General features: G+C 64.5%; 23 protein-coding genes. 15 read left to right on the plus strand and 8 right to left on the minus strand.

Going from position 1 to position 26392, the window contains the following annotated elements; all coding sequences use genetic code 11:
* The first annotated feature begins 108 nt into the window (after positions 1 to 108).
* From rpmB to B7E02_RS10780, 6 genes are all read left to right on the plus strand, one after another.
* On the plus strand, positions 109 to 345 hold the full coding sequence (rpmB, locus tag B7E02_RS10755) for a 50S ribosomal protein L28 (RefSeq protein WP_080795971.1): 237 nt from the start codon (positions 109 to 111) through the stop codon (positions 343 to 345).
* 2 nt (positions 346 to 347) lie between these two features.
* Positions 348 to 512 carry a 50S ribosomal protein L33 gene (gene rpmG, locus B7E02_RS10760; RefSeq protein ID WP_006063179.1) on the plus strand — a complete coding sequence of 55 codons (165 nt, stop codon included), beginning with the start codon at positions 348 to 350 and terminating at the stop codon, positions 510 to 512.
* 3 nt (positions 513 to 515) lie between these two features.
* Positions 516 to 821, plus strand: a complete 306-nt coding sequence (gene rpsN, locus B7E02_RS10765) for a 30S ribosomal protein S14 (RefSeq protein WP_080795972.1) — start codon at positions 516 to 518, stop codon at positions 819 to 821.
* A 12-nt stretch (positions 822 to 833) separates the two neighbouring features.
* Entirely contained in the window at positions 834 to 1085 is a 252-nt protein-coding gene (rpsR, locus tag B7E02_RS10770) for a 30S ribosomal protein S18 (protein ID WP_080795974.1), read from the plus strand.
* Between the two features lie 140 nt (positions 1086 to 1225).
* Positions 1226 to 2086, plus strand: coding sequence for a putative nucleotidyltransferase substrate binding domain-containing protein (locus B7E02_RS10775; protein ID WP_080795976.1), 861 nt, complete (start codon positions 1226 to 1228; stop codon positions 2084 to 2086).
* A gap of 109 nt (positions 2087 to 2195) precedes the next feature.
* Positions 2196 to 2864: a TetR/AcrR family transcriptional regulator gene (locus B7E02_RS10780; RefSeq protein WP_080795977.1), complete on the plus strand. Its 669-nt coding sequence runs from the start codon at positions 2196 to 2198 to the stop codon at positions 2862 to 2864.
* On the opposite strand, the gene B7E02_RS10785 is transcribed toward B7E02_RS10780, so the two are convergent.
* The 4 genes from B7E02_RS10785 to B7E02_RS10800 all read right to left on the minus strand — a co-directional run bounded on the left by B7E02_RS10785 (position 2842) and on the right by B7E02_RS10800 (position 7314).
* The gene (locus B7E02_RS10785; protein ID WP_080795979.1) at positions 2842 to 3663 is read right to left on the minus strand and encodes an HpcH/HpaI aldolase/citrate lyase family protein; all 822 of its coding nucleotides are present in this window, start codon (positions 3661 to 3663) and stop codon (positions 2842 to 2844) included. The genes B7E02_RS10780 and B7E02_RS10785 overlap by 23 nt on opposite strands.
* 75 nt (positions 3664 to 3738) lie before the next feature.
* On the minus strand, positions 3739 to 5304 hold the full coding sequence (gene purH, locus B7E02_RS10790) for a bifunctional phosphoribosylaminoimidazolecarboxamide formyltransferase/IMP cyclohydrolase (protein WP_080795980.1): 1566 nt from the start codon (positions 5302 to 5304) through the stop codon (positions 3739 to 3741).
* Positions 5305 to 5310: 6 nt separating this feature from the next.
* Positions 5311 to 5907 (minus strand): phosphoribosylglycinamide formyltransferase, encoded by a 597-nt coding sequence (purN, locus tag B7E02_RS10795; RefSeq protein WP_080795982.1) that lies wholly within the window; start codon positions 5905 to 5907, stop codon positions 5311 to 5313.
* 9 nt (positions 5908 to 5916) lie between these two features.
* Positions 5917 to 7314 (minus strand): cell division protein PerM, encoded by a 1398-nt coding sequence (locus B7E02_RS10800; protein ID WP_143336732.1) that lies wholly within the window; start codon positions 7312 to 7314, stop codon positions 5917 to 5919.
* 263 nt (positions 7315 to 7577) lie between these two features.
* Here B7E02_RS10800 and B7E02_RS10805 point away from each other — a divergent pair, with 263 nt between their 5' ends.
* From B7E02_RS10805 to B7E02_RS10820, 4 genes are all read left to right on the plus strand, one after another.
* Complete coding sequence (locus B7E02_RS10805) at positions 7578 to 8300, plus strand: M23 family metallopeptidase (protein ID WP_080795984.1); 723 nt, start codon at positions 7578 to 7580, stop codon at positions 8298 to 8300.
* A 167-nt stretch (positions 8301 to 8467) separates the two neighbouring features.
* On the plus strand, positions 8468 to 9007 hold the full coding sequence (locus B7E02_RS10810; protein WP_080795986.1) for a helix-turn-helix transcriptional regulator: 540 nt from the start codon (positions 8468 to 8470) through the stop codon (positions 9005 to 9007).
* On the plus strand, positions 9004 to 9678 hold the full coding sequence (locus B7E02_RS10815) for an ABC transporter ATP-binding protein (RefSeq protein WP_143336733.1): 675 nt from the start codon (positions 9004 to 9006) through the stop codon (positions 9676 to 9678). The genes B7E02_RS10810 and B7E02_RS10815 overlap by 4 nt, the downstream gene beginning before the upstream one ends.
* Positions 9675 to 12212 (plus strand): FtsX-like permease family protein, encoded by a 2538-nt coding sequence (locus tag B7E02_RS10820; RefSeq protein ID WP_080795988.1) that lies wholly within the window; start codon positions 9675 to 9677, stop codon positions 12210 to 12212. The genes B7E02_RS10815 and B7E02_RS10820 overlap by 4 nt, the downstream gene beginning before the upstream one ends.
* Here the strand turns inward: B7E02_RS10820 and pcrA are convergent.
* The gene (pcrA, locus tag B7E02_RS10825; protein WP_080795990.1) at positions 12209 to 14518 is read right to left on the minus strand and encodes a DNA helicase PcrA; all 2310 of its coding nucleotides are present in this window, start codon (positions 14516 to 14518) and stop codon (positions 12209 to 12211) included. The two genes, B7E02_RS10820 and pcrA, sit on opposite strands and share 4 nt — an antisense overlap.
* 58 nt (positions 14519 to 14576) lie before the next feature.
* Here pcrA and B7E02_RS10830 point away from each other — a divergent pair, with 58 nt between their 5' ends.
* Both B7E02_RS10830 and B7E02_RS10835 read left to right on the plus strand, forming a co-directional pair.
* On the plus strand, positions 14577 to 14882 hold the full coding sequence (locus B7E02_RS10830; protein ID WP_080795992.1) for a chorismate mutase: 306 nt from the start codon (positions 14577 to 14579) through the stop codon (positions 14880 to 14882).
* 180 nt (positions 14883 to 15062) lie between these two features.
* Positions 15063 to 16310: an HNH endonuclease signature motif containing protein gene (locus B7E02_RS10835; RefSeq protein ID WP_080795994.1), complete on the plus strand. Its 1248-nt coding sequence runs from the start codon at positions 15063 to 15065 to the stop codon at positions 16308 to 16310.
* Here B7E02_RS10835 and B7E02_RS10840 read toward each other — a convergent pair.
* Positions 16307 to 17758 (minus strand): NAD-dependent succinate-semialdehyde dehydrogenase, encoded by a 1452-nt coding sequence (locus B7E02_RS10840; protein ID WP_080795997.1) that lies wholly within the window; start codon positions 17756 to 17758, stop codon positions 16307 to 16309. The genes B7E02_RS10835 and B7E02_RS10840 overlap by 4 nt on opposite strands.
* 94 nt (positions 17759 to 17852) lie before the next feature.
* On the opposite strand from B7E02_RS10840, the gene pgi reads away from it, so the two are divergent.
* Genes pgi through B7E02_RS10855 form a run of 3 tightly spaced genes read left to right on the plus strand, consistent with a single transcriptional unit; the run spans position 17853 to position 21131 of the window.
* Positions 17853 to 19475, plus strand: coding sequence for a glucose-6-phosphate isomerase (gene pgi, locus B7E02_RS10845; RefSeq protein ID WP_080795999.1), 1623 nt, complete (start codon positions 17853 to 17855; stop codon positions 19473 to 19475).
* Between the two features lie 18 nt (positions 19476 to 19493).
* The gene (locus tag B7E02_RS10850) at positions 19494 to 20690 is read left to right on the plus strand and encodes an MFS transporter (RefSeq protein ID WP_080796001.1); all 1197 of its coding nucleotides are present in this window, start codon (positions 19494 to 19496) and stop codon (positions 20688 to 20690) included.
* Positions 20691 to 20699: 9 nt separating this feature from the next.
* Positions 20700 to 21131: a DUF1707 SHOCT-like domain-containing protein gene (locus B7E02_RS10855; protein ID WP_080796003.1), complete on the plus strand. Its 432-nt coding sequence runs from the start codon at positions 20700 to 20702 to the stop codon at positions 21129 to 21131.
* On the opposite strand, the gene B7E02_RS10860 is transcribed toward B7E02_RS10855, so the two are convergent.
* Both B7E02_RS10860 and B7E02_RS10865 read right to left on the minus strand, forming a co-directional pair.
* Positions 21076 to 21867, minus strand: coding sequence for a DNA-formamidopyrimidine glycosylase family protein (locus tag B7E02_RS10860; RefSeq protein ID WP_080796004.1), 792 nt, complete (start codon positions 21865 to 21867; stop codon positions 21076 to 21078). The two genes, B7E02_RS10855 and B7E02_RS10860, sit on opposite strands and share 56 nt — an antisense overlap.
* Positions 21868 to 21877: 10 nt before the next feature.
* Positions 21878 to 26383, minus strand: coding sequence for an ATP-dependent helicase (locus tag B7E02_RS10865; RefSeq protein ID WP_080796006.1), 4506 nt, complete (start codon positions 26381 to 26383; stop codon positions 21878 to 21880).
* Positions 26384 to 26392 lie beyond the last annotated feature (9 nt).

Here is a 26392-nt window from a genome sequence, read left to right on the forward strand (position 1 = left end):
TTGTCGTAAATATTCGTTATCGCCCCGTCAGCTGGCATGCTCGCGCCCCGGATCCCCCGGTGCGGCGCGTCTTTTAGTTGAATGTGGGCGGCTAGGAGAAAGAAAGTTATGTCGGCACATTGCCAGGTAACGGGACGCAAGCCGAGTTTCGGCAAGTCTGTCTCACACTCGCACCGACGCACGTCACGCCGTTGGAACCCCAACGTGCAGCGTCGGAAGTTTTTCGTCCCCTCTGAGGGCCGTACCATCACCCTGACCGTATCCACCAAGGGCCTGAAGGTCATTGACCGTGACGGCATCGAAGCCGTCGTGGCTCAGATTCGCGCACGTGGGGAGAAAATCTAAAGATGGCACGTAATGATATCCGCCCCATCATCAAGCTGAAGTCTACGGCTGGCACCGGTTACACCTACGTCACCCGTAAGAACAAGCGCAACAACCCGGACCGTATCACGCTGAAGAAGTACGATCCGGTGGTCCGCAAGCACGTCGAATTCCGCGAGGAGCGATAATTCATGGCTAAGAAGTCAAAAATCGCCAAGAACGAGCAGCGCAAGGAAATCGTCGCCCGCTATGCGGAGCGTCGCGCAGAGCTCAAGGCCATCATCCGTAACCCGAACACCTCTGACGAGGATCGCCTGGATGCGCAGTTCGAACTGAACCGCCAGCCCCGCGACGCCGCACAGATCCGCGTCCGCAACCGCGACGCCAAGGATGGTCGCCCCCGTGGCTTCCTCCGCAAGTTCGGTGTGTCCCGTGTCCGTATGCGCGAGATGGCTCACCGCGGTGAGCTTCCCGGCGTTCGTAAGTCCAGCTGGTAAGGGAGTTTTTCAATGAAGCAGCGTAACAACGCTAAGCGGATCCGCCTTGAGCAGACCCGCCGCCCGAAGAAGAACCCGCTGAAGGCAGCGGGCATCGAGAAGGTGGACTACAAGGACATCAACACCCTTCGTCAGTTCATCTCCGACCGCCACAAGATCCGTTCCCGCCGCGTCACCGGTCTGACCCCGCAGCAGCAGCGCGAGGTCGCGACAGCCGTGAAGAACGCACGCGAAATGGCTCTCCTGCCGTTCACCAGCCGCTAGGACTGGGAAACGAAAACAGCGCACTTTCGAGACCACCTGATCCCCTAACCGGGACCAGGTGGTTTCTGCATGGATCCACCGTGTAGTTTCTTTAGAAGAGACAGCTAACTCACTCTTAACCTTCCGAGGATAATTCCATCGTGCTGCACCCCTCACTGACCGATCTATCCGAAAGCGCACCCCTGTGCGCAGACTTCGCCACCGTGCGCGGAGTGATCACCGAATCGCTCGATCTGCTCGGTAACGCGCTCCACCACGGTGAGTCCCCCGCGGAGCTTGCCGGTTGGTTCTCCCGGCTGATCACCGACGCCCTGCACTCCCCCGGCGTCGACGCCACCCTTGTCCTCACCGGCCCTGTGGGACGCGGTGACGCGCTCCCCACCTCCCCGGTGAGGTGGCTGGCGGTCGTCGAGAAGCCCACGGACGCCGACCCCGCGATCCCCGTTGCGGCAATGCTGGCGAACCTGGGATTCACAGTCGAACCCATCGGCTTCGCCACCCGCCGGGAGTGGGAGCGGCGGGCGCGCTCGGGTGAGGATGCGGCCGTGTTCCTGGATGCCGGTACCTGGGCGGCGAAAACCGCGAACGTGGACACCGCCGCACTGCTTGCCGACGCCATCGCCTCCCGGCCCCCGACGCTGCAGGTGCTTGACGGACTGCCCTCCCTCGACCACGCCGTCAGCATCCGCGAGAACCTCCTTATCCCGACGGTCAAGATAGCCCGTTGGGCGGCATACAGCGCCGGTTCACTGGCGCCGACAACCGCGGAGCGGCTGGCACAGGCGGGTGACCTCCTCAGTGCCGACGAGGTTGACTACCTGACCCAGGTGTGGAAGGCGGGACTCGAGCTGCAGTCCAAACGCTGGATGGACCACATCCACGATCAGGACGCGACCGCCTGGGACATGCCCGCGCTGCAGCGAACCACCTTCGGAGCCGCAGCCAGGATGCTGTCCAATGTCATGGATTCAGTGGCCCGAAGAAACGGCATCCCGCTCTGAAGCGGTGCCCTGAATGGTGAAGCGGGATAACTCAGGGCTAGAATCTTTGAAACTGTCTTTATATCGGTCGTTCTAAATCTTTTTCAATCGAAGGAAGTGTCAACAGGTCATGGCAGGAGCAGTCGGACGCCCCCGGAGGTCAGCTCCGCGACGGGCCGGCAAGAATCCCCGCGAGGAGATCCTTGACGCCTCGGCAGAGCTGTTTACGCGCCAGGGTTTCGCCACCACATCCACACACCAGATCGCGGATGCCGTGGGGATCCGCCAGGCCTCCCTCTACTATCACTTTCCCTCGAAGAGCGAAATCTTTCTCACCCTGCTGAAGTCCACCGTCGAGCCCTCGATCATGCTCGCCGAGGATCTGAGTGCACTCGACGCACGTCCCGAACTCCGCCTGTGGGCCATCGTCGCCGCCGAGGCCCGCCTCCTGCTGTCAACGAAGTGGAACGTCGGTCGCCTCTACCAGCTGCCGATCGTCGCCTCCGACGAGTTCGCGGAGTACCACGCCGACCGCGAGGGCCTGATCGGGATTTTCACCTCCCTGGCTCAGGAGATCGTCGGAGACGATCCCCGCGCCGAGCTCCCCTTCCACATCACCATGTCCGCCATAGAGATGCGTCCCAACGACGGAACGGTCCCCTGCCCGCTCACCGATGACAGTCTTCCGGACATCGCCATCATGCTTGCCGACGCCTCCCTGGCCGTCCTCGGCGCCCCGCTGCCGGAGAACCGGGTGGAGAAGACCCTCGAACTGATCAAGCAGGCAGACGCCCGATAATCCGCCGGGCCTGGGAAACCAACGGTGCATCGATCATCTGGCCATCGAGGGTGAAGGCACCCGGGTAGCCCGTGGCCTTCTCCACCACCCGACGAGCCCACTCGACCTGTCCCTGTTCGGGGGCATAGGCTCTGCGAATCGTCTCCACCTGGGCCGGATGGATGCACGCCGAGGCGGCGAACCCGGACCGCGCGGCATCCACGGCCTCGAGGTACTGGCCGCGCTCATCGTGAAAATCTGCATGGATGGCGTCTATGCAGAACTTTCCGTGCGCACTGGCATGAATGTGCATGAGTGCCCGCGTCAGCCTCATGGTCTCGCGGTAGGTGCCCTCCCCCGCCTCATCGGCCAGGTAACGCGAGTGCGTGCCTCCGAGCAGGTGCGTGAGGTCCTCCGCACCCCAGAACAGTCCCACCACCGCCGGATGCGCCGCGATACCGGCGATACCAGCCACCGCCTGCGGCGTTTCGATCATGGCGATCACATTGAGGCCGTCCAGCCCCGTGGGTACAGCACCGCTGATCTTCGGCACCATCACAAGTGTGTAGGGACTGGAACGGACCATCGCCACATCCTCGGCAAAGTGCGGGTCCCCCGGACCTACGACGCGGACGATAGTGCGCGCGGGATCCAGGCCCGAGTTGAGAATGTTTGAATAGGCGATCTGTCGATCGACCTCCCCGGCGCCGTCCTCGAGGTCGAGGATGACCATATCGGCTCGACTCGCGGCCTTGGGGATGATCTCCGCGCGCCCCGCGGGGGCGAAGAGCACCGCGGGGCCGGTGATGAATTCAGGCATAGTCTCATTCTTACGCGGAAACTGGACAACCGGTGGCCGTTTCGGGCCACCGGCTGGGCGGATCTTTCCGGTCGGTCAGTGCGCGAAGTGGCGGGCACCGGTCAGGTACATGGTCACACCAGCCTTGTTTGCGGCCTCAATGACCTCGGAGTCACGGATGGATCCACCGGGCTGGACCACGGCGGTGACGCCGGCTTTCGCCAGCACCTCGAAGCCATCCGCGAAGGGGAAGAAGGCGTCCGACGCGGCGACTGAACCCGCGGCCCGCTCCGCACCGGCGCGGTCCACGGCCAGACGGGCGGAATCCACCCGATTGACCTGCCCCATCCCGACGCCGACGGTGGCACCGTCCTTGGCGAGCAGAATGGCATTGGACTTCACCGCACGCACGGCGGTCCAGGCGAACTCCAGATCCCGGAGCACCGCGGGCGACACGGCCGAACCCGCGGCGAGGGTCCAGTTCCGCGAGCTGTCGCCCTCGGCATTGATGAGATCGCGTTCCTGAACCAGGAGTCCGCCGGAAATCTCCCTGGACTCGAATCCGTCACGTACCGGCGGTTCGGCCTGGAGAATACGGATGTTCTTCTTCCTGCTCAGGATCTCCACCGCACCCTCCTCGTAGGAGGGTGCGATGATGACCTCCGTGAAGACCTCCGCCACCTGCTCGGCCATCTCCACGCTGACCTCGCGGTTCGCCGCGATCACCCCACCGAAGGCGGACACCGAGTCACAAGCGTGTGCGGCTCGGTGCGCGGCCGCGATCGACTCATCGGACACCGCGATACCGCAGGGGTTCGCGTGCTTGATGATGGCGACACAGGGCCGCTCCTGGTCCCATGCCGCGCGCCATGCGGCATCGGAATCGGTGTAGTTGTTGTAACTCATCTCCTTGCCGTGGAACTGCTCCGCCTGTGCCAAGCCACGGGTGTTGTTGACATAGAGCGCGGCGGACTGATGGGGGTTCTCCCCATAGCGCAGGGTACGGACCAGGGTGTTGGTGGTGCCGATCCAACCGGGGAACTCGGTGTCGGTATCTGCAGCGGCGAGCTGCTCACTCATCCAGGTGGCAACCGCGACGTCGTAGGTCGCGGTGTGGCGGAACGCCTCCGCGGCGAGCTTGGTGCGCTCGCTCAGGGAGAATCCCTGGCCCGAGCGGACGGCCTCGATGACATCCTCATAGCGGTTCGGGGAAACAACCACCGCAACCGAAGGGTGATTCTTCGCGGCGGCGCGGACCATGGAGGGGCCACCGATGTCGATCTGCTCGACACAGGCGTCGAAATCGGCTCCGGAGGCTACGGTCTCCGCGAAGGGATAGAGATTGACCACCACGAGCTGGAACGGGGACACCTCGAGCTCACGCAGCTGCCTGAGGTGGTCCTCCTTCCGGGTATCGGCGAGAATACCTGCATGTACCTTGGGGTGGAGAGTCTTGACCCGTCCCTCCAGACACTCGGGGAAACCCGTCAGCTCCTCAACCGGGGTGACGGGGATGCCCAGTTCCGCGATCTTCGCCGCAGTGGAGCCGGTGGAGACTATTTCCACCCCGGCGCGATGCAACTCAGCGGCCAGATCTTCCAGGCCGGTCTTGTCATACACACTAATCAGTGCGCGCTTGATTACCTTATGATCGTCGCTCATGAAGGTTTAGCCTCTCCAGTTGAGTTGTATACCGTCCCCAGTCCGCGTGACCTCGGCGCTGTTCAGGACTTTCACTATAAGTTTACGCTCGACCCGCTTGATCCTCTCATGCAGTCGAGATTCGTCATCGCCCTCCATCACCTGGACGGCCTCCTGCGCGATGATCGGCCCGGTGTCCACTCCGGAATCCACGATGTGCACCGTCGATCCGGACACCTTCACCCCGTAGGCGAGCGCATCGCGGACGGCATGCGCCCCCGCGAAGGAGGGCAGCAGCGCGGGATGGGTGTTGATGATCCGGTCTGGGAACCTGTCCAGGAAACCCGATCCCAGAATCTTCATGAATCCCGCCGACACGACCAGATCCGGGCCCATCGCTGAGACCTGATCGGCGAGTTGCACGTTCCACGCCTCGCGGTCCGGGCCGAGCCCGATGACGGCGCTCGGGAGTCCCGCGGCGGCAGCTTTTTCCATCGCGGGGCAATTGACGTCGGAGACCACTCCGCAGATACGGTAACTTCCCTGGGAATCGATCAGGGACTGCAGAAGCGTTCCCGCCCCCGATGCGAGCACAACAATCTTGGTCGGTGAGTCAGAATTCACAGACCCATGTTATCGCTCGGGAGTCTCGTCCTGCGCATCGTGGTCGACTTCGGTGTGCTCGGTGTGCTCGGGAGTCTCCTCCTGCGCATCGTGGTCGTTCTCGGTGTGCTCGGTGTGCTCGGGAGCCTCGTCCTGCGCATCGTGGTCGTTCTCGGTGTGCTCGGGAGCCTCGACCTGCTCTGCCGGTACCTGGTCCAGGGTGTCCGCCTTGCGTCTCCGCTCCTCTGCCGTGGCTGAGCGGAGGCGGTCCAGACCCGCTATCAGCAGGGCAACGACCAGGAGGTAGCAGAGAAGGAGCCCGAATGCTGCATAGAGGTTGAGTCCCACGCGGCCGTAGACACCGAGGTGTCCCCCCGCCAGAAGGGCGAGCACGACGAAGAAGGTCGCACTGAACAGGGCTGCGACGACCTGGACGGGTAGTTTCAGGGGGTGTTTGAGGCTGACGTGGATGGCGATGGCCGCGGGCACAACAAGCAGCGCCATCGCCCAGACGGGAGCCTGCGTGGGAAGGGCGGCGAGGATCGGCAGAGGCGGCAGCGGGACCAGACGGACGCTGAACAGGCTTATGGAGGCCTCGCCGAAATACAGGGGTGCACCGGCGAGGATTCCCATTCCGTAGACCACGATGTTGGGAAGGTACAGCAGACTGAGCACGATCAGTGCCAACGGTGCACCGGCCTCGCCGAAGCCGCTGAGCGTCGCCGCGAATTCCTGGTGGTTGACCACCAGCATCGCCGCCACGATCACGGCTGAGGCAACTGCGAAGGCGCCCAGGAATCTCATCCCCTGGACGGCGGAGTCAACGAACCAGCCCGGTACCCCGTATCGACGCGCCAGGGCACGCCACAACCGTGATCCCATGCCGAGGACAAGCGCTGCTGCGTGCAGCAACAGGACGCGGCCCACTGACGACGCGGCCGGTGGTGGGCCGACGGGAAGGACCTCGGAGGCGTCGTAAAGCATCAGCACCGCCACGAGAGTGAGCACCAGCGGGACCGCGAGCACCGTGGTGGTAATTATCCCCAGGTCAACCAGGCTGGCCCGCTCCCTGACCAGTCCATGGACGCGGCGCGCGATCACCCCTGCGAGCACAAGAGCCGGCAACATGGGCATGACTCCGACGATCTCACCGCTCCCGCTGACGGGACTCAGGTTCAGGGCCAGCCACAACTGGGCGATCGTCGCCGGGAGAGCAACCATCGAGGTGTCGGTGAACATCAGGGAGGCAACCGCGGCAATGAGAACGAGCAGCAGCGCCACGCCATGCGGAATCAGGATCGCGGGAACGCAACGGCGAAGCTTCGACTGCCTGATATCCCTCGTCGGGGCAGCGGTCGATGTCTGGGTTTTCGCTCGGCGACGTCGAATCGGTCCGGGCCTCGCCTGCGGGCTGTTATTCTTGCTCATCGCATACAACTGTGCCACGTCAAGGACGGTTTGTGGCGATGGCGCGACCTAAAGGTTTGGTAACGGCACGGCGGGACGAATACGGTTGTCCGACAGTGGATTTGTAAAGAAATTCGGTATTTCACTTGCCCCATCGATTTCTTCCGGCTAGTGTTACTTCCGGTAGATAACAAGATGGTCACAATTCAACTCACCCAGGCTTTATAATCCGGTTCTTCATTCAGGCCGGCGGTGGGCGGTGACAGTAGACGGAAGCAGGCTAAATGCAGGAGCAGACCCGGCGGGGTGGCAAGCACCGCAAGCAGACCACGTCTCAGACGACCAAAGGTCGCGTAGCCCTCGTCGCAGTCGCAACCGGCGCAGTCTCCACCGCAGGCGCGGGCGGAGCGGTGGCAGCATCGACCCAGGCGGAGAACGCCCCCGTCGATGTCAATTACCAGCTGGCATCAAATGATGTCGCGGAATTCGCGGGCACCAGCTCCGCGCCGCAGATCCTGTCGATCTCCGAGTTCAAGCCGGTGGCCAACCTCGGCTCACAGCTGACCCAGGCGATCGAGTTCAACTCCAACCGTATCCAGGCGGATCTCCAGGCACGGGCGCCACATGCCGTCAAACCTGCCGAGGGCTCCTACACCTCAGGATTCGGCGCCCGCTGGGGTACCAGCCATAACGGTGTGGACATCGCAAATGCCATTGGAACCCCGATCGTCGCCGTCATGGACGGTAAGGTCATCGACGCCGGCCCCGCCTCCGGCTTCGGCAACTGGGTACGCCTGCGGCACGAGGACGGAACGATCACCGTCTACGGCCACATGGAAACCATCGACGTCGCCGTCGGTCAGACTGTCACCGCCGGGCAGAAGATTGCGGGAATGGGAAGCCGTGGTTTCTCCACCGGCTCACACCTGCACTTCGAGGTTCACCCCGCCGGCCAGGGCCCCATCGATCCCGCTCCCTGGCTCGCCGAACACGGCATTCAGCTCTAGTTTCTCAGGCACGGTTCCAAGGGACAGTTCAGCTCCGGCTGGACTGTCCCTTTTTTCACGTCCGCGTTCACTTGCCGCCGAGGGCTGTACAGGGAAATGATTACCGGGTAAGCTTCCCGATGGTTACCCGGTAACCTCTCTCCCCCATCCAACGCGGAGGAACCCACATGTCGATCAAGCACGCCCTGTTGGTACTGCTTCTGGACGGGCCCGGCTCGGCCAGCCAGCTGCAGTCCCGATTCGCCGACTCCACCTCGGGGGTATGGCCCCTGAACATGGGCCAGGTCACCCAGACCCTTGGTCGTCTCCAGCGCGATGGACACATAGAACTTGCGGGAACCGTCACCGGAGTCACCGGGCACAGTGCCGAGACCTACACCCTCACGGAATCAGGACACCAGGTCATTGAGAACTGGTTCAACTCTCCCGTCATCCAGCCTCTGGCCGAACGCGACGAGCTGGTGGCAAAGGTCAGCCTCGCCGTGAGACGCCGGGACGTCAATCTGATCAGGCTCCTCGATTCCCAGCGCGAGGCGATCATGTCGGATCTGCGCAGACTCAACCGGCACGCCCGCGATCTGCCGGATACCCGAACCACGGACCGCCTCCTCACCGAGCGGCGGATCCTCGACCTGGAGTCACAGGCCAGATGGCTGGACCGCGTCGAATCCCTGGACACTCCGGAAGACAGTGAGGAAAAGAAATGATCAGCACCATCCCTGCGGCGCTCGAGCTCCAGAGCGTCTCCTGCATCTTCGGGCAGGGAGCCCGCCGAGTCATCGCGCTCAATGACGTCTCCCTGGCTGTTGAACCCGGAGAGCTCATCGCCGTGATGGGCCCCTCGGGATCCGGAAAGTCCACACTGCTCAACGTCGGTGGCCTGCTTCAGAGGCCCACCTCCGGTCGCGTGCTCATCGACGGCGTGGATGTCTCCCACCTCAGTCCCGCCCGCGCGGCCCGGGCCCGACGGACAAAGGTCGGCGTGGTCTTCCAGAACTACAATCTGATACCCACCCTCACAGTGGGGGAGAACGTCGGTCTGCCACTGGAGCTGGACGGTGTCCAACCCCGCGGGGCCGTGGAGATCGCTCTGGAGGAGGTGGGCCTCGGGGGAATGTCGGATCGGTTCCCCGATGAGATCTCCGGTGGTCAGGCGCAGCGTGTCGCCATCGCCCGTGCCCTGATCGGGCCGCGCTCGGTGCTCCTCGCGGACGAGCCGACAGGTGCCCTGGACACCAACAGCGGCGAAGGGGTGCTGCGGATCCTCCGTGAGCGTATCGACGCGGGCGCCGCAGGGATCCTGGTCACCCACGAACCTCGGTTCGCCGCCTGGGCCGATCGCACCGTGCTGGTTCGCGACGGGGTGATTCAGAAATGAGTGTCCTCGCCTCCGCCACCCGTCCCACCCGCAGGGACGTGCTCAGACACCCGCTGCGTTCCCTGGCCGCCATCCTGCTGGTTGCGGTGCCCGTCGCACTGGTGACAATCGGGATGATCTCATCGGAATCGGAAACCGCCGCATCATTCCTGGGCAGCCCCCGCACCACCGCCAGCTACTCGGGCGGATCCTGCGAACAGTCGGTTGACGGACACCTGTTCCAGTGCGAGCCCGCCGTATCACAGAGTAGCGAGTACGATCTCCTACGTTCGAACCTGCCCGAGGGCTTCACGGTTGAGCTCCGACTGAGCGGAAGCGTGAGGGCGAGCTTCGGGCAGAACTCCGAGAACATCTTTCTCACCCAGAACAACAGCAGCCAGGCGCCGGCACCCGGGGAGATCCTCGTCCCGAAACGGATCCTCGATGACCTCGGAGCCGGGGTCGGCGATGTTCTCACAATGGACGAGCGCACCAGTGTTCGCGTCGCCGGCGTCACCCCCTCGGGCACCGCTCTCGTGGCTGAACCCACCCTCCTTGCCCCTGAGCGGTACTCCAGCACCGCCGAGACCGGGTTCTATGGAAGCTGGGTCATCTCGGGTCCGGAAGCGTTCACCTGGGATGACGTTCTCAAACTCAACGCCGTGGGCTTTGTTGTCAATTCGCAGGACGCCATCGACAACCCGCCGCCGAGCGAGGCAGTCCCGCTGTTCTCCGACGAGCGCCCGTCACCCGGGTTCGGGGACGTGCTGCTGGCGGCGGTGTGGGCCATTCCGATAGTGATCGTGGCCTTCCTCGCCCTCATGCTGATCTCGCCGGTGTTCACCATCTCCGCCTCACGGCAGACCCGAACATTCGCTCTGCTGGCGTCCCAGGGTGCAACGCCCGGACACATCCGCTTGGCGGTGCTGGTCTACGGTCTCTTTGCCGGCGTCAGCGGCGCGGGCGTCGGTGTGCTCCTTGGAGGAATCGGGACCTCGCTGTGGTGGATACTCACCTATCCGCAATGGCCGCTGACCATCCCCTGGCTGAGCCTGGCCGCGGTGTTCGCCCTCGCGGTGGCTGCCTCCACCGCAGCGGCGTTCCTTCCCGCCCTTATCGCCGGCCGCTCCAGCATCGTGCGCGGGATTCAGGGCGGCGGAGCGGACCGAATCATGCGGTGGAGACCGTGGATGGGAATCGGCCCCGTCACACTGACCGTGCTGGGGATCCTCTTCCTCTACCTTTCGCTCACAGCCACGTCCCGGACAGTTTTTCAAACCGGCTACGTAGCCTGGCGGGAGATTGCCGGCATCATCGGCACGCTGCTCGCGGTGGTCGCGGTGGCTGCGACGGCCCCGGCGCTGATCTGGCTGATCGGTCGACTCCGGGGTGGGCTCGCACTGAGACTCGCCTCACGGGATCTGCTGCGCCAGTCGCTTCGCTCCATTCCCGCCATCGCGGCCCTGGGCTCGATCATCTTCATCGCAACCGTGCTATCGGTGGGAGATCGCGCCAACTCCGAGGCGAACATCGTCGCCACCGAATCGGTCTTTCCGGACGGCACGATGATGCTGGCGTTAGAGAACGGGATGCCGGAGGATCTCGATGCCTCCGTCTCCACTGTGGAGTCGGTGCTCGGGCGGACCCACCGCGTCGATGTCTACGGGGCGCGGAATCAGGAATCCTGGTCCACCCTTGAACCCATCTCGGACCTCGACCCGAACAGCAGCTGGGTATCCGGGCTATCGGATGCCTTCAACTCCCCGATGCTGCTCGCGTCGCCGGAGCTGCTGGAATTCTTCCGCGCCGGCGAGGCCGACCTCTCCGGTTCCGCCGCGCTGGTTTCCATCCAGGCCGAACCCGAGGATTCGGTGGTCTACTCGCTGCTGGAGTACCTGCCCAATCGTCCTGAGCCCGCCGCCACTGCAACCGCGGATCTTCAGAGGCGTCCCGTGCTCCCTGTCCTGATGCAGGACACCCTGCTGACCCGGGATGCCCTCGCCGAACTCGACGGCCAGCCGGAGTACCTGGGAGCGCTCCTCCGCGCGGAGCAGCCGGTGGGCGCACAACGGCAACAGCAGCTGGGCGAAATGATCAATGGCTCCGCGGCGGGGGTCGCACTCTCCTTTCCCACCTGGGCCCTGGACGACGGCTCCGGTGCCCGTGTCCTCTCCACGGCACTGGCCGCACTGGTCATCGTGGTGATGACGCTGGTGCTGGCACTGTCCGCGCAGCAGATCAGGGGACAGCGGATTGTCCTCGATGCCGTGGGCGCCCCTCCGAATCTGTGCGGGCTCGCCAATGCGCTCTTCGGCGGATTATGCGCCCTGGGAGCCGGGCTGCTCGGACTCGTTTCCGGCCACATCGCGGCCATCCTCAACGCTTCCCACAGCCTCGGTGACGATGCCGGACACACGCTGCGCTACGGCTCCCTCGGATTCATCGAGCCCGCCTGGCTGCTCATCCTCGGACTCGTGGTCGTCGCTCCCGGGGTCTCCGCGGCGATCGGCTGGATCCTCACACCGAGGGCGGACATGTCCGGCTACCGCGATTAGAGCTTCTCCATCGGCACGCCGCCGATGAGCATCAGACGCACCTTTCCGGAGGAACCGAAATCAATGGTGACGGTGGCCCTGGGACCGGTGCCATCGGCGGCGATCACGGTTCCCAGTCCGTACTTGTCATGGTTGACCCTGTCCCCCACCGCCAGCTCCAGCGACTTGTTCCTCGTCCGCACGGGTTGCTCCCTGCGTCTGGTCGGCGGTGCCCAGGCGGAGGCGTAGGTATTCTGAGGCTCCTCACGTCGCCAGTCGATCAACTCCGAGGGAATCTCCTGGAGGAACCTGGACGCGGGGTTGGTCACAGGATTTCCCCAGGAGCTGCGCAGCATCGACCGCGTCAGGTAGAGCCGCTGCCGCGCCCTGGTGATCCCCACATAGGCGAGTCGGCGTTCCTCGGCCAGTTCCGCGGCATCTCCCAGCGAACGCAGGTGGGGGAACTGGCCGTCCTCCCATCCCGTGAGAAACACGACCGGGAACTCCAGGCCCTTTGCCGTATGCAGTGTCATGAGCGTGACGACGCCCTGCTCACCATCGGGTATCTGATCCGCGTCGGCCACCAGGGAGACACGCTCGAGAAAAGCCTGAAGGCTTCCCGGCTGCGGCTCGCCGTCTCCGGGCTCCTCAGCGTCGTAGGCCATCCGGTTCGCCGCATCCGAGGAGAACTCCCTGGCCACGGACACCAGCTCGTTGAGGTTGTCCAGGCGTGCACCATCCTGTGGATCATTCGATGCCTCCAGCTCCGCCCGGTATCCGGTGACATCGAGTATCCGGCTGATCAGCTGACCGATGTCTGGCATCCCCGTGAGCTCGTTGACCATTCCGGGGATCTCCGCCTTCAGGGCGGAGATCATGTCGTTGAACTTGCCCACCGCGTTCCGACCCCGGGAACCCAACAGGTCGACCCGGCCGGCGGCGGCGTCGATAAGCGACTGCCCGAAACCGATCCGGTTGTTCTCGGCGTGCAGGGCGATGAATGCCTGTGCACGGTCGCCGATGCCGCGCTTCGGCGTGTTCAGGATGCGCCGGAGGTTGACGGTGTCATCCGGGTTCTCCAGCACGCGGAGGTAGGCGATGATGTCACGGATCTCCCTGCGCTCATAGAATTTCGTACCCCCGACTACCTTGTAGGGAACCCCGGTGCGGATGAATACGTCCTCGAGGGCACGGGAGGAATTGTTGGTGCGGTACATGATCGCGATATCGGAGTAGTTCATTCCCCCGTCGACGAGGGTATCGATCTCCGAGGCGATGAAACGTGCCTCATCGTGCTCATTGTCCGAGACGTAGCCTATGATGTGCTCGCCCTCGCCAAGTGCGGTCCACAGATTCTTCGGTCGCCTGTTGTCATTCTGGGATATCACCGCATTCGCCGCGGAGAGGATCGTCTGCGTCGAGCGGTAGTTCTGCTCCAGCAGGATCGTGCGGGCGTTGGGGAAGTCGCGTTCAAACTCCTCGATGTTCCTGATGGTGGCGCCGCGGAAGGCGTAGATAGACTGATCGGAATCACCGACGACACACAGTTCGGAGGGATTGTCCTCGGGTCGACCCACGAGCTTCGCGATCAGTTCATACTGTGCATGGTTGGTGTCCTGGTACTCATCGATGAGCACATGGCGGAAACGACGACGGTAGTGCTCCGCCACCTGGGGGTACTCCGTGAATATCCGGACCACCTCTCCGATGAGATCATCGAAGTCGACCGCATTCGCCGTGCGCAGTCTGCTCTGATACTCAACGAACACCCGCGCCACCACGCCCTCGAAGGGATTGTGGGTGCGCTCGGCATCAATAAGGGCGGACTGCGGCGTGATGAGTTCATTCTTCAGATTCGAGATCGCCGAGGCCAGCGTTCGGGCCGAGAACTTCTTGATATCCAGTTCAAGATCCTTGGCGATCATCGACAGCAGACGACGAGAATCATCCGAGTCGTAGATGGTGAAGTTGGTGTTGAGCCCCTCCACCAGCTGGGCCTGCTGCCGGAGAATGCGCACGCACACCGAGTGGAAGGTGGCCACCCACATCCGGTCGGCCACCGGACCGACCAGCTGCGCCACCCGCTCGCGCATCTCGGCCGCCGCCTTGTTGGTGAAGGTGATCGCCAGGATCTCACCCGGGTGGACCCCCCTGTGCCGCATCAGGTAGGCGATCCTGCGCGTGAGCACGGCGGTCTTGCCGGAACCTGCGCCGGCAACAATCAGGAGGGGCGAACCGATGTGCTCGACGGCTGCCCGCTGCTGCTCATTGAGACCCTCCGTCAGATCGGGGGTGTGCGGATTGAAGGGCGAATGTGTTGTTTCCATGACTCCTACCAACCTACTAGGTGGAGTCGCCGCCGTTAAGCGTGGCAGAATAGCCGTTATGACTAGCACCGGTGAGAACTTCGAAATCAGGATGCCCTCCGGCACTGATGATCCCCTGTCCGATACGGAGATCCAGAAGTACCGCCAGGAAATCGATCGGCTCGACCACGAGATCCTCGAGGCGATCAAGCGCAGGACCGCCATCTCCAAGGCGATCGGAAAGACACGGATGAGTTCCGGTGGCACCCGCCTGGTACACACCCGGGAAGTGGCCATCATCAACCAGTTCCGGGAGGAGATCGGCGAGGAGGGTCCGGCACTGGCGGGAATCCTCCTTCGAATGGGGCGCGGGAAGCTGGGGTAGCTGTCCGGTAATCCACAGCTTTCTACCCCGCCCCGGTTCATCCACAGGGTCTGAACTGGGGTTTTTCCCCGCGCCCACGTGTGCCAGGAGACCCGACCTAACTCCCTTCCCCTCCCCTCCGGGACGCTGTAGGTTTGCGTTAGAACATGCGAACTAACTCAAACTCACGGGGGTGAGACCATGGCCACGGACAAGGTGAGGGAGGTCGATGGCGGAAGCCATCCACCCGGCCCGACCTTCTACTACGCCGTTAACAACCAAAACAACCCTATCGCGACCTCCCGGACACAGATCCGGCGGATGGAACATCTATTCTGGGAGGAGAACCTCCCTCCGGAGGAGGCGGACCTCGATTCAGCGGTCGCCAGCCTCTCCGCCGCTACCGGGGAATCCCGAACCAGGATCAATTTCCTCGTGTTGGCGTTCGCACAGTTGCGGGAGCTTCCGCGCCTCAACGCGCTGCAGCATGAGCTGTTCCATCTCGATCTCAATCGGATCATCGCGATCAGCACCGGGCTCTTCGGCCTGCATCCCTGCAATCTTGGCAGCGTGGATGACCTGCTTACCGAATACCTGACCGCGGGTACGCCGAACGAGATCCTGCCCTCCGCGGAATCGATCCGCAGGAGAATCAAATCGATCCGAGATGCCCTCGATGACGCCCGTGCCACCAGCCGCAGCGGCACCCAGCAGGACATCAGCTTCGGAGTCGAAATCAGCCCGGAGGGCAGTGCCGAGGTCGGGGCAACCATCGATGCGGTGGACGGGAAGCTGCTCAGGGAGGCCGTCGAGGCCCACGCCTCGGCCACGGGAATGTCCCCGGCCCAGGCCTTCGTGGACATCATCCGAAACAGGATCCGCGTCACGGTGATCCTCAACCTGTACAAGGCGAGAGATCTTGTCGACGCCCCCGTGTGGGCGGACGGCCTCGGATGGGTGGACAGGCAGACCGGATCACACTGGGAGGACCAGGCGGCCCGCACCCGGGACATGGACGCCGCGGGCGGGACCACCACCGAGGCCCATGACCCACCCGCGGACCTCCGCTCCGCTGTGGTGGGCCGGGACGGGTGCTGCCGTTTCCCCGGCTGCAGGGTGCCCGCCTCCCGGTGCCAGGCCGATCACCGGGTGAACCACTCCACCGGTGGGCCAACCTGCCGCGCCAACCTCGTCATGCTGTGCCAGCACCACCACAACATGAAAACCGACGGGAGGGTCAACTACCTGCTGGATCCGCACACCGGCATTATCGTCTGGCTCTTCCTCGACGGTTCCTGGGCTGTCACCACCCCGGAGGGACCGCTGACCCCGGTAAACGCCCGGTGGGCGCAAACCGTTTCCCAGTACCGCGCCCGCCATCATCAAAGCTGGAGGGATGCCGCGACAAGGGAGAACCAACCCGAGGACCGTGACGCCCCTGACTTCTAAAGGGGCAGGGAGATGAACTTGGCCTCGAGGAACTCCTCGATTCCCTCGAATCCGCCCTCCCGGCCCACACCCGATTCCTTGACTCCCCCAAAGGGAGCCGCGGGGTCGGAGAGGGCACCCTTGTTCACGGCGACCATGCCAGCCTCAATGGCTTCCGCTACGTTCAGCGCACGGCTCAGGTTCTCGGAGAACACGTAGGCGGCCAGTCCGAAGGGGGTGTCATTCGCCTGCGCGATCGCCTCCTCATCAGTGTCGAAGGTGCTCACTGCGATGACGGGGCCGAAGATCTCGGTGGTGTTGATCTCGGCGTCGAGGGGGATATCGGAGAGAATCGTGGCGGGATAGTAGAAGCCGTCCTCCAGCCCCTGCGGCAGTGATCCGAGGTGCCGTGTCGCGCCGCGGTCGACCGCGTCGTCGACCAGCCCGGCGACGATCTCCAGCTGATCCTCACCCGACAACGGCCCGAGGGTTACCCCGTCATCGGTGGCGCGCCCGATGCGGAACTCGCTGAGCCGTGTCACGCAGCCCTCGATGAACCTCTCCTTGAGTGAGGAGTGCACGAGGAAACGGTTGGCCGCGATGCACACCTGACCGCCACCGCGCATCTTCGCCGTGACCATGGCCTCAACGGCGGTGTCCACATCCGCGTCCTCGAGTACAACGAAGGGCGCGTTGCCGCCGAGCTCCAGGCTCGTCCGCAGCGAGTGTCCGGCTGCCTGCGCCGCCAGCTTCTGCCCCACCTCGGTCGATCCGGTGAAGGTGAGCTTGCGAAGTCGGGGATCGTCGAGCAGCGCGGAGATGCGCGAGGACGAGGCGGTGGGCAGCACCGAGAGGACGCCGTCCGGCAATCCCGCCTCCTTGAGCACCTTCGCCAGATAGAGCATGGTCAGGGGGGTTTTCGAGGCCGGCTTCACGATGATGGTGCAACCCGCGGCCAGGGCCGGGGCGATCTTCCTCGCACCCATGGCGAGCGGAAAGTTCCACGGCGTGATGGCCAGCGTCGGGCCGACGGGCTGCTTGATCTCCACGATCCTTGCATTTCCCGCCGGGCTGTGGCGGTAGTCCCCGCGCACCCTCGATGCCTCCTCGGAGAACCAGCGGAAGAACTCCGCGCCATAGGTGACCTCACCGCGGGAATCCGGCAGCGCCCGCCCGAGCTCCGCGGACATCAGCAGGGCAAGTGTCTCGGAGGCGTCGACAAGCTTGTCGAAGGTGGTGCGCAGAATCTCGGCCCTCTCACGCGCGGGCGTCGCCGCCCATCCCGGCTGCGCCTCCACGGCCCGGTCGAGAGCGGTGACCGCATCCTGCGCGCCCGCCGAGGCAACGGTGGTCAGCACCGACCCGTTGGAGGGGTTGATCACGTCGAAGGTCTCATCGCGATCCTCGAAGGATCCGGCAAGAAAGATTCCGGTGGGCACTGATTCAATGAGTGTTTCCAGGTTCGTCATGTTTCCCACTATGCACGTACTTCCCAACACGTGCCCACAAACTCGGGCTAACCTGAGATGGACGTATCTCTTCCCGAACAACTCAGGAGTTTTCATGGCGATCTCAACCACCCCTGCCTGGCAGGCACTCTCCGACAGATTCACCGATGTCAGCCGAACAAACCTGCGCGAGCTCTTCCAGGACGAGGAGCGCGCGAAGAAGCTGACCTTCTCCGCTGCGGGACTGCACGTGGATCTGTCCAAGAACCTGCTTGACGACGCCACCCTCTTCGACCTGCTCGCCCTCGCACAGGAGGCCGGCCTCAGCGAACGCATCGAAGCCATGTTCAATGGTGAACACCTCAACAACACCGAGAACCGCGCGGTGCTGCACACCGCACTCCGCCTGCCGGCGGAGGCCGAGCTGCAGGTCGACGGCCAGGACGTGGCCGCCGACGTGCACGAGGTCCTGGGCCGCATGCGCGACTTCGCCACCGCACTGCGTTCAGGCAAGTGGCTGGGATACACCGGGCACACCATCAAGAAGATCGTCAACATCGGCATCGGTGGATCCGATCTCGGTCCCGCGATGGCGACCAGGGCGCTGCGCACCTACGCAACCGCGGGTATCTCCGCGGAGTTCGTCTCCAACGTCGACCCCGCCGACATCCTGGCCACGCTCGAGGATCTGGATCCCGAGTCCACCCTCTTCATCGTCGCATCCAAGACCTTCACCACACAGGAGACGCTGGCCAATGCGCAGGCTGCGCGGAGCTGGCTGGTGGACAGGCTCGGGTCCCCGGACGCGGTGGCCAAGCACTTCGTCGCGGTGTCCACCAACAGCGAGAAGGTGGCCGAGTTCGGCATCGACACCGCCAACATGTTCGGCTTCTGGGACTGGGTGGGCGGGCGCTACTCCGTCGACTCGGCCATCGGACTCTCGCTCATGGCGGTGATCGGCCCCCGGGACTTCATGCGCTTCCTCGGCGGCTTCCACGCCATGGATGAGCACTTCCGGACAACCGAGTTCTCCCGGAACATCCCGGTGCTCATGGGACTGCTCGGCATCTGGTACACCGACTTCTACGGCGCCGAAACCCACGCCGTGCTGCCCTATTCAGAGGATCTCGGCCGATTCCCGGCCTACCTGCAGCAGCTGACCATGGAGTCCAACGGCAAATCCGTCCACCGCGACGGATCCCCGGTTACTGTCAACACCGGCGAAATCTACTGGGGTGAGCCCGGAACCAACGGCCAGCATGCCTTCTTCCAGCTCATCCACCAGGGAACCCGCCTGATCCCCGCGGACTTCATCGGGTTCGCACGGCCCAAACAGGATCTGCCCGCCGGGGACCGCTCCATGCATGATCTGCTGATGAGCAACTTCTTCGCCCAGACCAAGGTGCTGGCCTTCGGCAAGGACGCCTCCGAGATCGCCGCGGAGGGTGTTCCCACCGAGCTCGTCAACCACAAGGTGATGCCGGGCAACCGCCCGACCACCACCATCCTGGCCGAGGAGCTGACCCCCGCCGTTCTCGGTGCCCTGATCGCACTCTACGAGCACATCGTCTTCGTGCAGGGTGTGATCTGGGACATCAACTCCTTCGATCAGTGGGGCGTCGAGCTCGGCAAGCAGCAGGCCAATGATCTGGGCCCCGCGGTCTCCGGTGAGGTGGAGGTTGATTCCGGAGACTCCTCCACCGATGCCCTGATCAAGTGGTACCGCCAGAATAGGTAATCCCTTATTGTTGGAGCCGTGAGATACCCCCGTTTTACGGCTCTGACAGCCATCGCACTGACCTCCCTCAATCTGCGTACCGCCGTCACGGCGCTGTCGCCCCTGGTCCCCGAGATCCAGCGATCAATCGGAGTCAGCGCCTCCATGGTCGGGGTCCTCGGCATGATTCCGACCGCCATGTTCGCCATCGCCGCATTCGTCCTTCCCGGATTCAAACGGCGATTGACCACCTCGCAGCTGTTGTTGATCGCCATGCTGCTGACTGCCGCGGGACAGCTCCTCCGCGTCTCAGCCGGGCCCGTGATGCTGCTCGGCGGTTCGGTGGCGGCCCTGTTCGCCATTGGGGTGACCAATGCGCTCCTGCCCCTGGCGGTGCGGGAGTACTTTCCGAATCACATCTCGAGCATGTCGATCGGATACCTCATCTCCTCGCAGATCACGATGGCTCTCTCGCCGATCCTCGCCGTCCCGATATCGGTGTGGGCCGAGCGTACGGGACTCAGCGGATGGCGGGTCTCACTCGGCTCGTGGGCGCTGCTCGGACTGCTCGCGGCGATGGCGTGGATACCACTGCTCGGCCACCGCGGGGAGAACCCGGATGTCAAGACACCGGAGCCCTCGATGGGTGTCCCCGTGTGGCGGACGCCGGTCGGGGTGGGACTCGGGCTGATGTTCGGTTTCACCTCCTTCGTCACCTACTCCATGATGGCCTTCCTGCCGCAGATGGTTCCGGATCCGCAATTGGGAGCGGCCCTCCTCGGCTGGTGGTCGATCCTGGGTCTACCACTGAACATCATCGGCCCCTGGGTGGTGGACCGCGTCGCCGACAGTTTCCCCTTCGTCCTCCTCGCCGCGGTACTGATGATCATCGGCAACGCCGGACTGTGTTTGGCACCCATGACCGCACCCTGGGTGTGGACAACTCTCGCCGGACTCGGTCCATTGGCCTTTCCCATGGCGCTGACCCTGATCAACATCCGGGCCAGGACCCCGGAGGGGGCGACGGCGCTGAGTTCCTTCGGTCAGGGCCTGGGTTACTCGGTTGCCTGCCTCGGCCCCCTGCTCACCGGCATCACCCTGCAGCTCACCGGGGGTTTCAGGGCTGTGCTTGCCGTCTTCGTCACCGCAACAGTCATCGTCATCGCAGGCAGCTTCTTCGCCACCCGTCCCGTTTTCGTCGAGGACCAGGCGAGGGGCAGGGGGAAGGGCATCTAGAGTTGGATCATGCCGCTGAATTCACATGACCGCGCCAGGGCGATGCGGGCCCTGAAGGACCATCTGCAGGACGGTTCCCTCCAGCCCGCGGAGCTCGAACGCCGCTATGAGTACGCGACACAGGCCCGGAGCATGGCCGCACTGGAGAACCTCTTCCATGACCTTGGCGGTTTCACTGATGAGTCCCGGGAATGGCGGATGGAGCTGAGAAGAAGGGGCCGTCTGCTGCACATGCTGGATCGGGTGTTCCTGGTGGCCGCGGTTGGGCTATTTCTGCTTCTCACCCTGGTCCGGGATGTGTCCTGGGCATGGTTCCTGCTACCCGCTCTGATTCTGGTTCCGCTGCTGCCCCGGTCATTGGTCCACGTCAGCAGGGAGTCGGAGATCATCTATCAGGACTACGCCTATCCTCCGGCTGGCAGCGGGGACACCACCAGATGATCCGGTCCCCCAGCTCCGCCTTCACGATCCGGGTTCCGCAGCGTCGGCATGCCCTGTTGTTCCTGCCGAAGACATAGCTGGATTCTCCGGCTCTCCTAACCCCGGTGGTCACCCTGATCGGTGAGTTGCGGTTCGCCCACATCAGCCGCCGCGTTATCTCCAGGGCGCGATCCACGTCGACGGTGTCCACCCGCGCCGCAGGGTGCACGCCGAGAAGAAAGCAGATCTCCGCGCGGTACTCGTTTCCCACCCCCGCCAGATTCGACTGGTCCAGCAGCGCCTCCCCGATGCTGCGCCCGGGTGCGGCTTCGATGTTGCGGCGTGCGGTGGTGGCGTCGAAAAGCGGGGCGAGCACATCGGGGCCGAGGTGTGCGATCTGATCACCGTAGTCCTTTTCATTGAACACCCGGACCAGTCCGAGGGAGTGGCCGACCACCTCGATCGTCTGCTCACCCGCCAGATCGAGCACGACGCGGGCGGTGTGGCCGGGTTTGCGCCAGCGCTGTCCCTTGGGGTGGACCGCCCAGGTACCCTCCATCTTCAGGTGCGTGTGCAGGATCTCATCGCCGAACTGCATGAACAGGTTCTTCCCATAGGGCCAGACGCGGTGAACCTTGCGCCCGGTGAAATCACGCAGTGCCACCGATGGCACACGCAGGGAGGTGGCCAGTACCTCACGTCCGCGCATGAACTGCATTCGGCGTGAAAGCTGAAAAACTGAGTCTCCTTCCGGCATGGGCTAAAGCCTAGCGCCGCACTCCCGAAAAACGCAGTCCGCGCGGGGTGACGCTGGCACCGGCATCCCGGAACCCCGCCAGGTGCGGGGAGTCGAAGACTGCGACCCCGTTGATCTTCTCCACGGTCAGCCGGTCCATGGTCGCCAGAGCCGAGGCCACCAGTTCGATCTCCTCCCGGTACAGGGTCAGGGTTCTCCCGCCCCTGCTCAGATGCGCCAGCAGCACCCCGTCGGCGATGACCACCATGGCACCGGCCGCCCTGTTGCCCGGCTCCGGCCACGGCAGGGCCGCCCCGTAGGGATTCGCCGGATCCGCGGCGGCAAGGAGATGGACCTGCGGATCGGTGGTCCCCGACGGCCAGCCCCCGACATCGGGGGAATCGTCCATCCCACGGAGCCTGTCGACGATCACCGGCGTGGAGAACTGCGCCGCCCCCAGTCCCTCGATGAAGTAGCCGCGCATGGCGGTACCGCTCTCCTCAAAGCCGGAGAGCACCTTGTAGGCCAGCGCGAAACCACCGATGACATCCTCGTTGACCACGCTTCCGCGGGTGACCACACCGTACCGGTCCAGCCACGCCTCACCATGCGCGAGCGAGCGGGTTGTGGCGTCGCCGGCCGCCTTCACGCTCAACGCCCATCTGCCACGCATGTCCGGCGGCGAGGATTCGCTGACGCTGAAGGAGGTGCGTCCCATCCGCAGCCTGGACCGGTTGGGACGCCGTCTGGCCTTGTGCGCGGTGGTGCCCGACGCCAGTCTCGCCCGCACCGGTGCGAAGCTGTCCGGGCTGACCAGCCCCGCCTCCACGAGCCCCCAGATCGCCTCCCGCAGCTGTTCGGAATCGGCGAAGTGGATTTCTGAGAGAATATCGGCGAACAGGAAGCCACCGCCTGGTGCCAGCACCTCGAGCACCATCTCCTGAATCGCCGAGATGCCTGTCGACGCCTCCGGCACCAGCTGCGCGGCGTAGTCCGCCGGCAGCAGCATGATCCACGGATCCCGCGCACCAGCCTGCCCCGCACCGACGATCAGCACCTCGCCGTTCGATGTCAGCTCATCGAGAAAGCGCGGGGAATAGTCCGCAATCCTCCGCGGCAGCACCAGATCCTCCCAGGCGCTGGCGGGCAGCCGGAATCCGGCGAGCTGCTCGATGACACCGAAGGTGGCGTCCACACCGCGCTGCGGCGGCGTCGTACCGATCGGGGCGACCTGCTGCCAGTCGCTGAGAAAACGGGCGAAGGCGGTCTGCGAAACGGGTCGGGTCTGTTTGCGCGCACGGGCGAGGCTGCGGCTGCGGATCATGCTCAACACATCCCGCGCACAGTACTCCTGCTCGATCACCCCCTGCCGGTAGTGGCCCTCCACCACATCCACGGAACGCAGCACGGACAGCGCCGCGGCGACACCGAGCCCGAAGGCCTGCGCGAGATCAACGGCAACGAAGGGCCCCCTGGTACGGGCCCAGCGTCTGACCAGCTGTTCCAGGGCGTCGGTGACCGTCTCCACCTGCGCGGGAACCCCCGGCGGCACCGGGATCCCGAGGCCGTCACGAAGCAGTGGTGCATCGAGCACCTGGGCCAGGTGTGGCCGACCGTTGATCCGGACGGTCATGGCACGGTCTCCCAGATCCGGATCATCGAAGCCGATGTGGCGCGAGAGCTGATCCAACGGGATCGGGCCGAGGATGCGAAGCGAATCGGCCAGTTCCTCATTGTTGCGGGCGGCACGCTCGCCGGTGCGCTGGAGTTGCCGGTGGACCTCCGCGATGATGTCGGCGTCGAGAAGCTCACGCAGCTCCACCTCACCGAGGAGCTTGGCCAACAGGGCAGGATCCAGCGCGAGGGCGGCCGCGCGCTTCTCCGCCAGGGGGGAGTCGCCCTCGTACATGAAGGCTCCGGTGTAGTTGAAAAGCAGCGACGAGGCGAAGGGACTCGGTTGCTCGGTGCTCACCTCCGCGATCCGGACGCGCCGCAGCTGGAGATCGCCCATCAGTTCCTTGAGCGCGGGCAGATCATAGACATCCTGCAGACATTCCCTGACCGTCTCCAGGATGATCGGGAAACTGGGATACTTCCGGGCCACATCCAGCAGCTGTGCCGCACGCTGGCGCTGCTGCCACAGCGGCGCCCGCTTGCCCGGATTCCGGCGCGGGAGCAGGAGCGCGCGAGCGGCGCACTCCCGGAAGCGCGAGGCGAAGAGGGCGGAATTGCCGACCTGTTCGGTGACGGTCCGCTCGATCTCCTCCGCCTCGAAGATGAACAGCGCCGCCCCAGGGTCCTCGTCCCCCTCCGGAAGGCGGAGCACGATCCCATCATCCCCGGCTACCGCCTGCGCATCCATCCCGGTGTTCTCGGCGATACGTGCCCCCAGCGCCAGGGCCCAGGCCGCGTTCACCCCCCTGCCGTAGGGGCTGTGCAAAACGATCCGCCAATCCCCCAGTTCATCCTTGAATCGCTCGAGGAGCAGCGTCTTTTCATCGGGGAGTATTCCGGTGGCCTCCTCCTGGTCGCTGAGATAGGCGATGAGGTTGTCCTGCGCCCATCCCACCAGCCCGCTGTCCTCCGGATTGCTGCGGATCTGGCGTCGATAGGCACCGAGTGCCCTGCCGAGCTCGGCGGGCCGGCCCGCCGAGTCCCCGTTCCAGAAGGGCAGCCTCCCGGTATGTCCGGGGGCGGGCGTGACCAGGACCTGGTCGCGGGTGATCTCCTCGATGCGCCAGCTGGAGGCGCCAAGGGTGAACACATCACCGACCCTGGATTCATAGACCATCTCCTCGTCGAGTTCCCCGACCCTGCGCGGGCCGTCTCCGACGAGGAAGACCCCGAACATGCCGCGGTCGGGAATCGTGCCACCACTGGTCACCGCGACGCGCTGGGCCCCGGGACGGGCCTCGAGAACACCTCCCACGCGGTTGACCCGCGGGCGCAGCTCGGCGAAATCGGTGGAGGGATACACCCCGCTGATCAGGTCGATCACCGAATCGAAGACATCCCTGGACAGATTCCGGTAGGGGTGGGAGCGTCGCACGGTGTCAAACCACTGGTCAATGTCGAGATCCCTGATCGCGGTGGCCGCCACCGTCTGCTGTGCGAGCACGTCGAGGGGATTGCGGGGCACATGGAGTTCCTCGATCAGCCCCTCCTTCATCCGCTGGACCGTCACCGCCGTCTGGACCAAGTCCGAGCGGTGCTTGGGGTAGAAGATGCCTGTCGACGTCGCCCCCACCGAGTGCCCGGCGCGCCCGACGCGCTGCAGACCGCTGGCCACCGAGGGAGGCGACTCCACCTGGATGACCAGGTCCACCGCCCCCATGTCGATACCCAGTTCCAGCGAGGAGGTGGCGACCACGGCCCTGAGCGCCCCCTCCTTGAGCATCGTCTCGGTGAGCGCACGTTCATCCTTGGACACCGAACCATGGTGGGCGCGGGCGATGACGGTCGGCGCGGTCCCCGCCTTGGCTGCGGAGACCATGACCTGGGCGGGTGGCCGGCGCAGCTCGGGTGAGAGTGATTCCGGATCGTGCTCGATGGCCCAGAGTTCATTGAGCCTGCTTGTCAGACGTTCCGCGGTACGCCGGGAATTGACGAAGATCAGTGTCGATCGCGCGGACATCACCTGCCGGTACACCTGCTGTTCGATGTGCGGCCAGATCGAACCCTGGGTCGGCAGTGCCGATTCCCCGGTGATGCCGAGAGGGTCGTCCATGACCAGCTCGCCGATCGTCGATCCGGGTTCCTGGGTGGGCAGGTCGGACATGTCCTCCACGGGCACGGTGACGGTGAGATCCCACTTCTTGTCGGCCCCGGGGGCGACGACGGTGACCGGGCGGTCGCCTCCCAGGAAGGCCGCCACGGTGTCCAGGGGTCGCACCGTCGCGGACAGGCCGACCCGCTGGATGGACCGGCCGGCAAGGAGTTCGAGCCGCTCGAGCGTCAGCGCCAGATGGACGCCACGTTTGGTGCCCGCCATGGCGTGGATCTCATCGATGATCACGGTGTCCACATCCCGGAGGATCGCACCCGCCCTCGAGGTGAGCATGAGGTAGGCGGACTCCGGGGTGGTGATGAGAATATCCGGGGGTTTCCGGACTTGACGGGAGCGTTCGGCGGGCGGGGTGTCCCCGGATCGGACGCCGACGGTGATATTGGGCACATCAAGGCCCATCCGTGCCGCGGTGCGGGCTATTCCGGTCAGCGGCGCACGCAGATTGTTCTCCACATCCACCCCGAGGGCCTTCAGTGGGGAGATGTAGAGGACCCTGACCCTCTTGTCCGCGACCGGCACCGGACTTCCGGTATCCAGAACGGTCTGACCTGTTTGTTCGCTCAGGGAGTTCAGCGCCCACAGGAATGCCGCCAGTGTCTTGCCGGAGCCGGTGGGTGCGACAACGAGTGCGTTCTCGCCTTCGGCGATGGCCTCCCACGTCTGTTCCTGCACCGTCGTCGGCGCGGCGAAAACATCCCGGAACCACTCCGCCACCTGAGGGCGGAAACGGGAAAGTATGCTTTTGGCCATGCCTTAATG

The organism is Corynebacterium pacaense (genome assembly GCF_900169525.1).
Classification (GTDB): Bacteria; Actinomycetota; Actinomycetes; order Mycobacteriales; family Mycobacteriaceae; genus Corynebacterium; species Corynebacterium pacaense.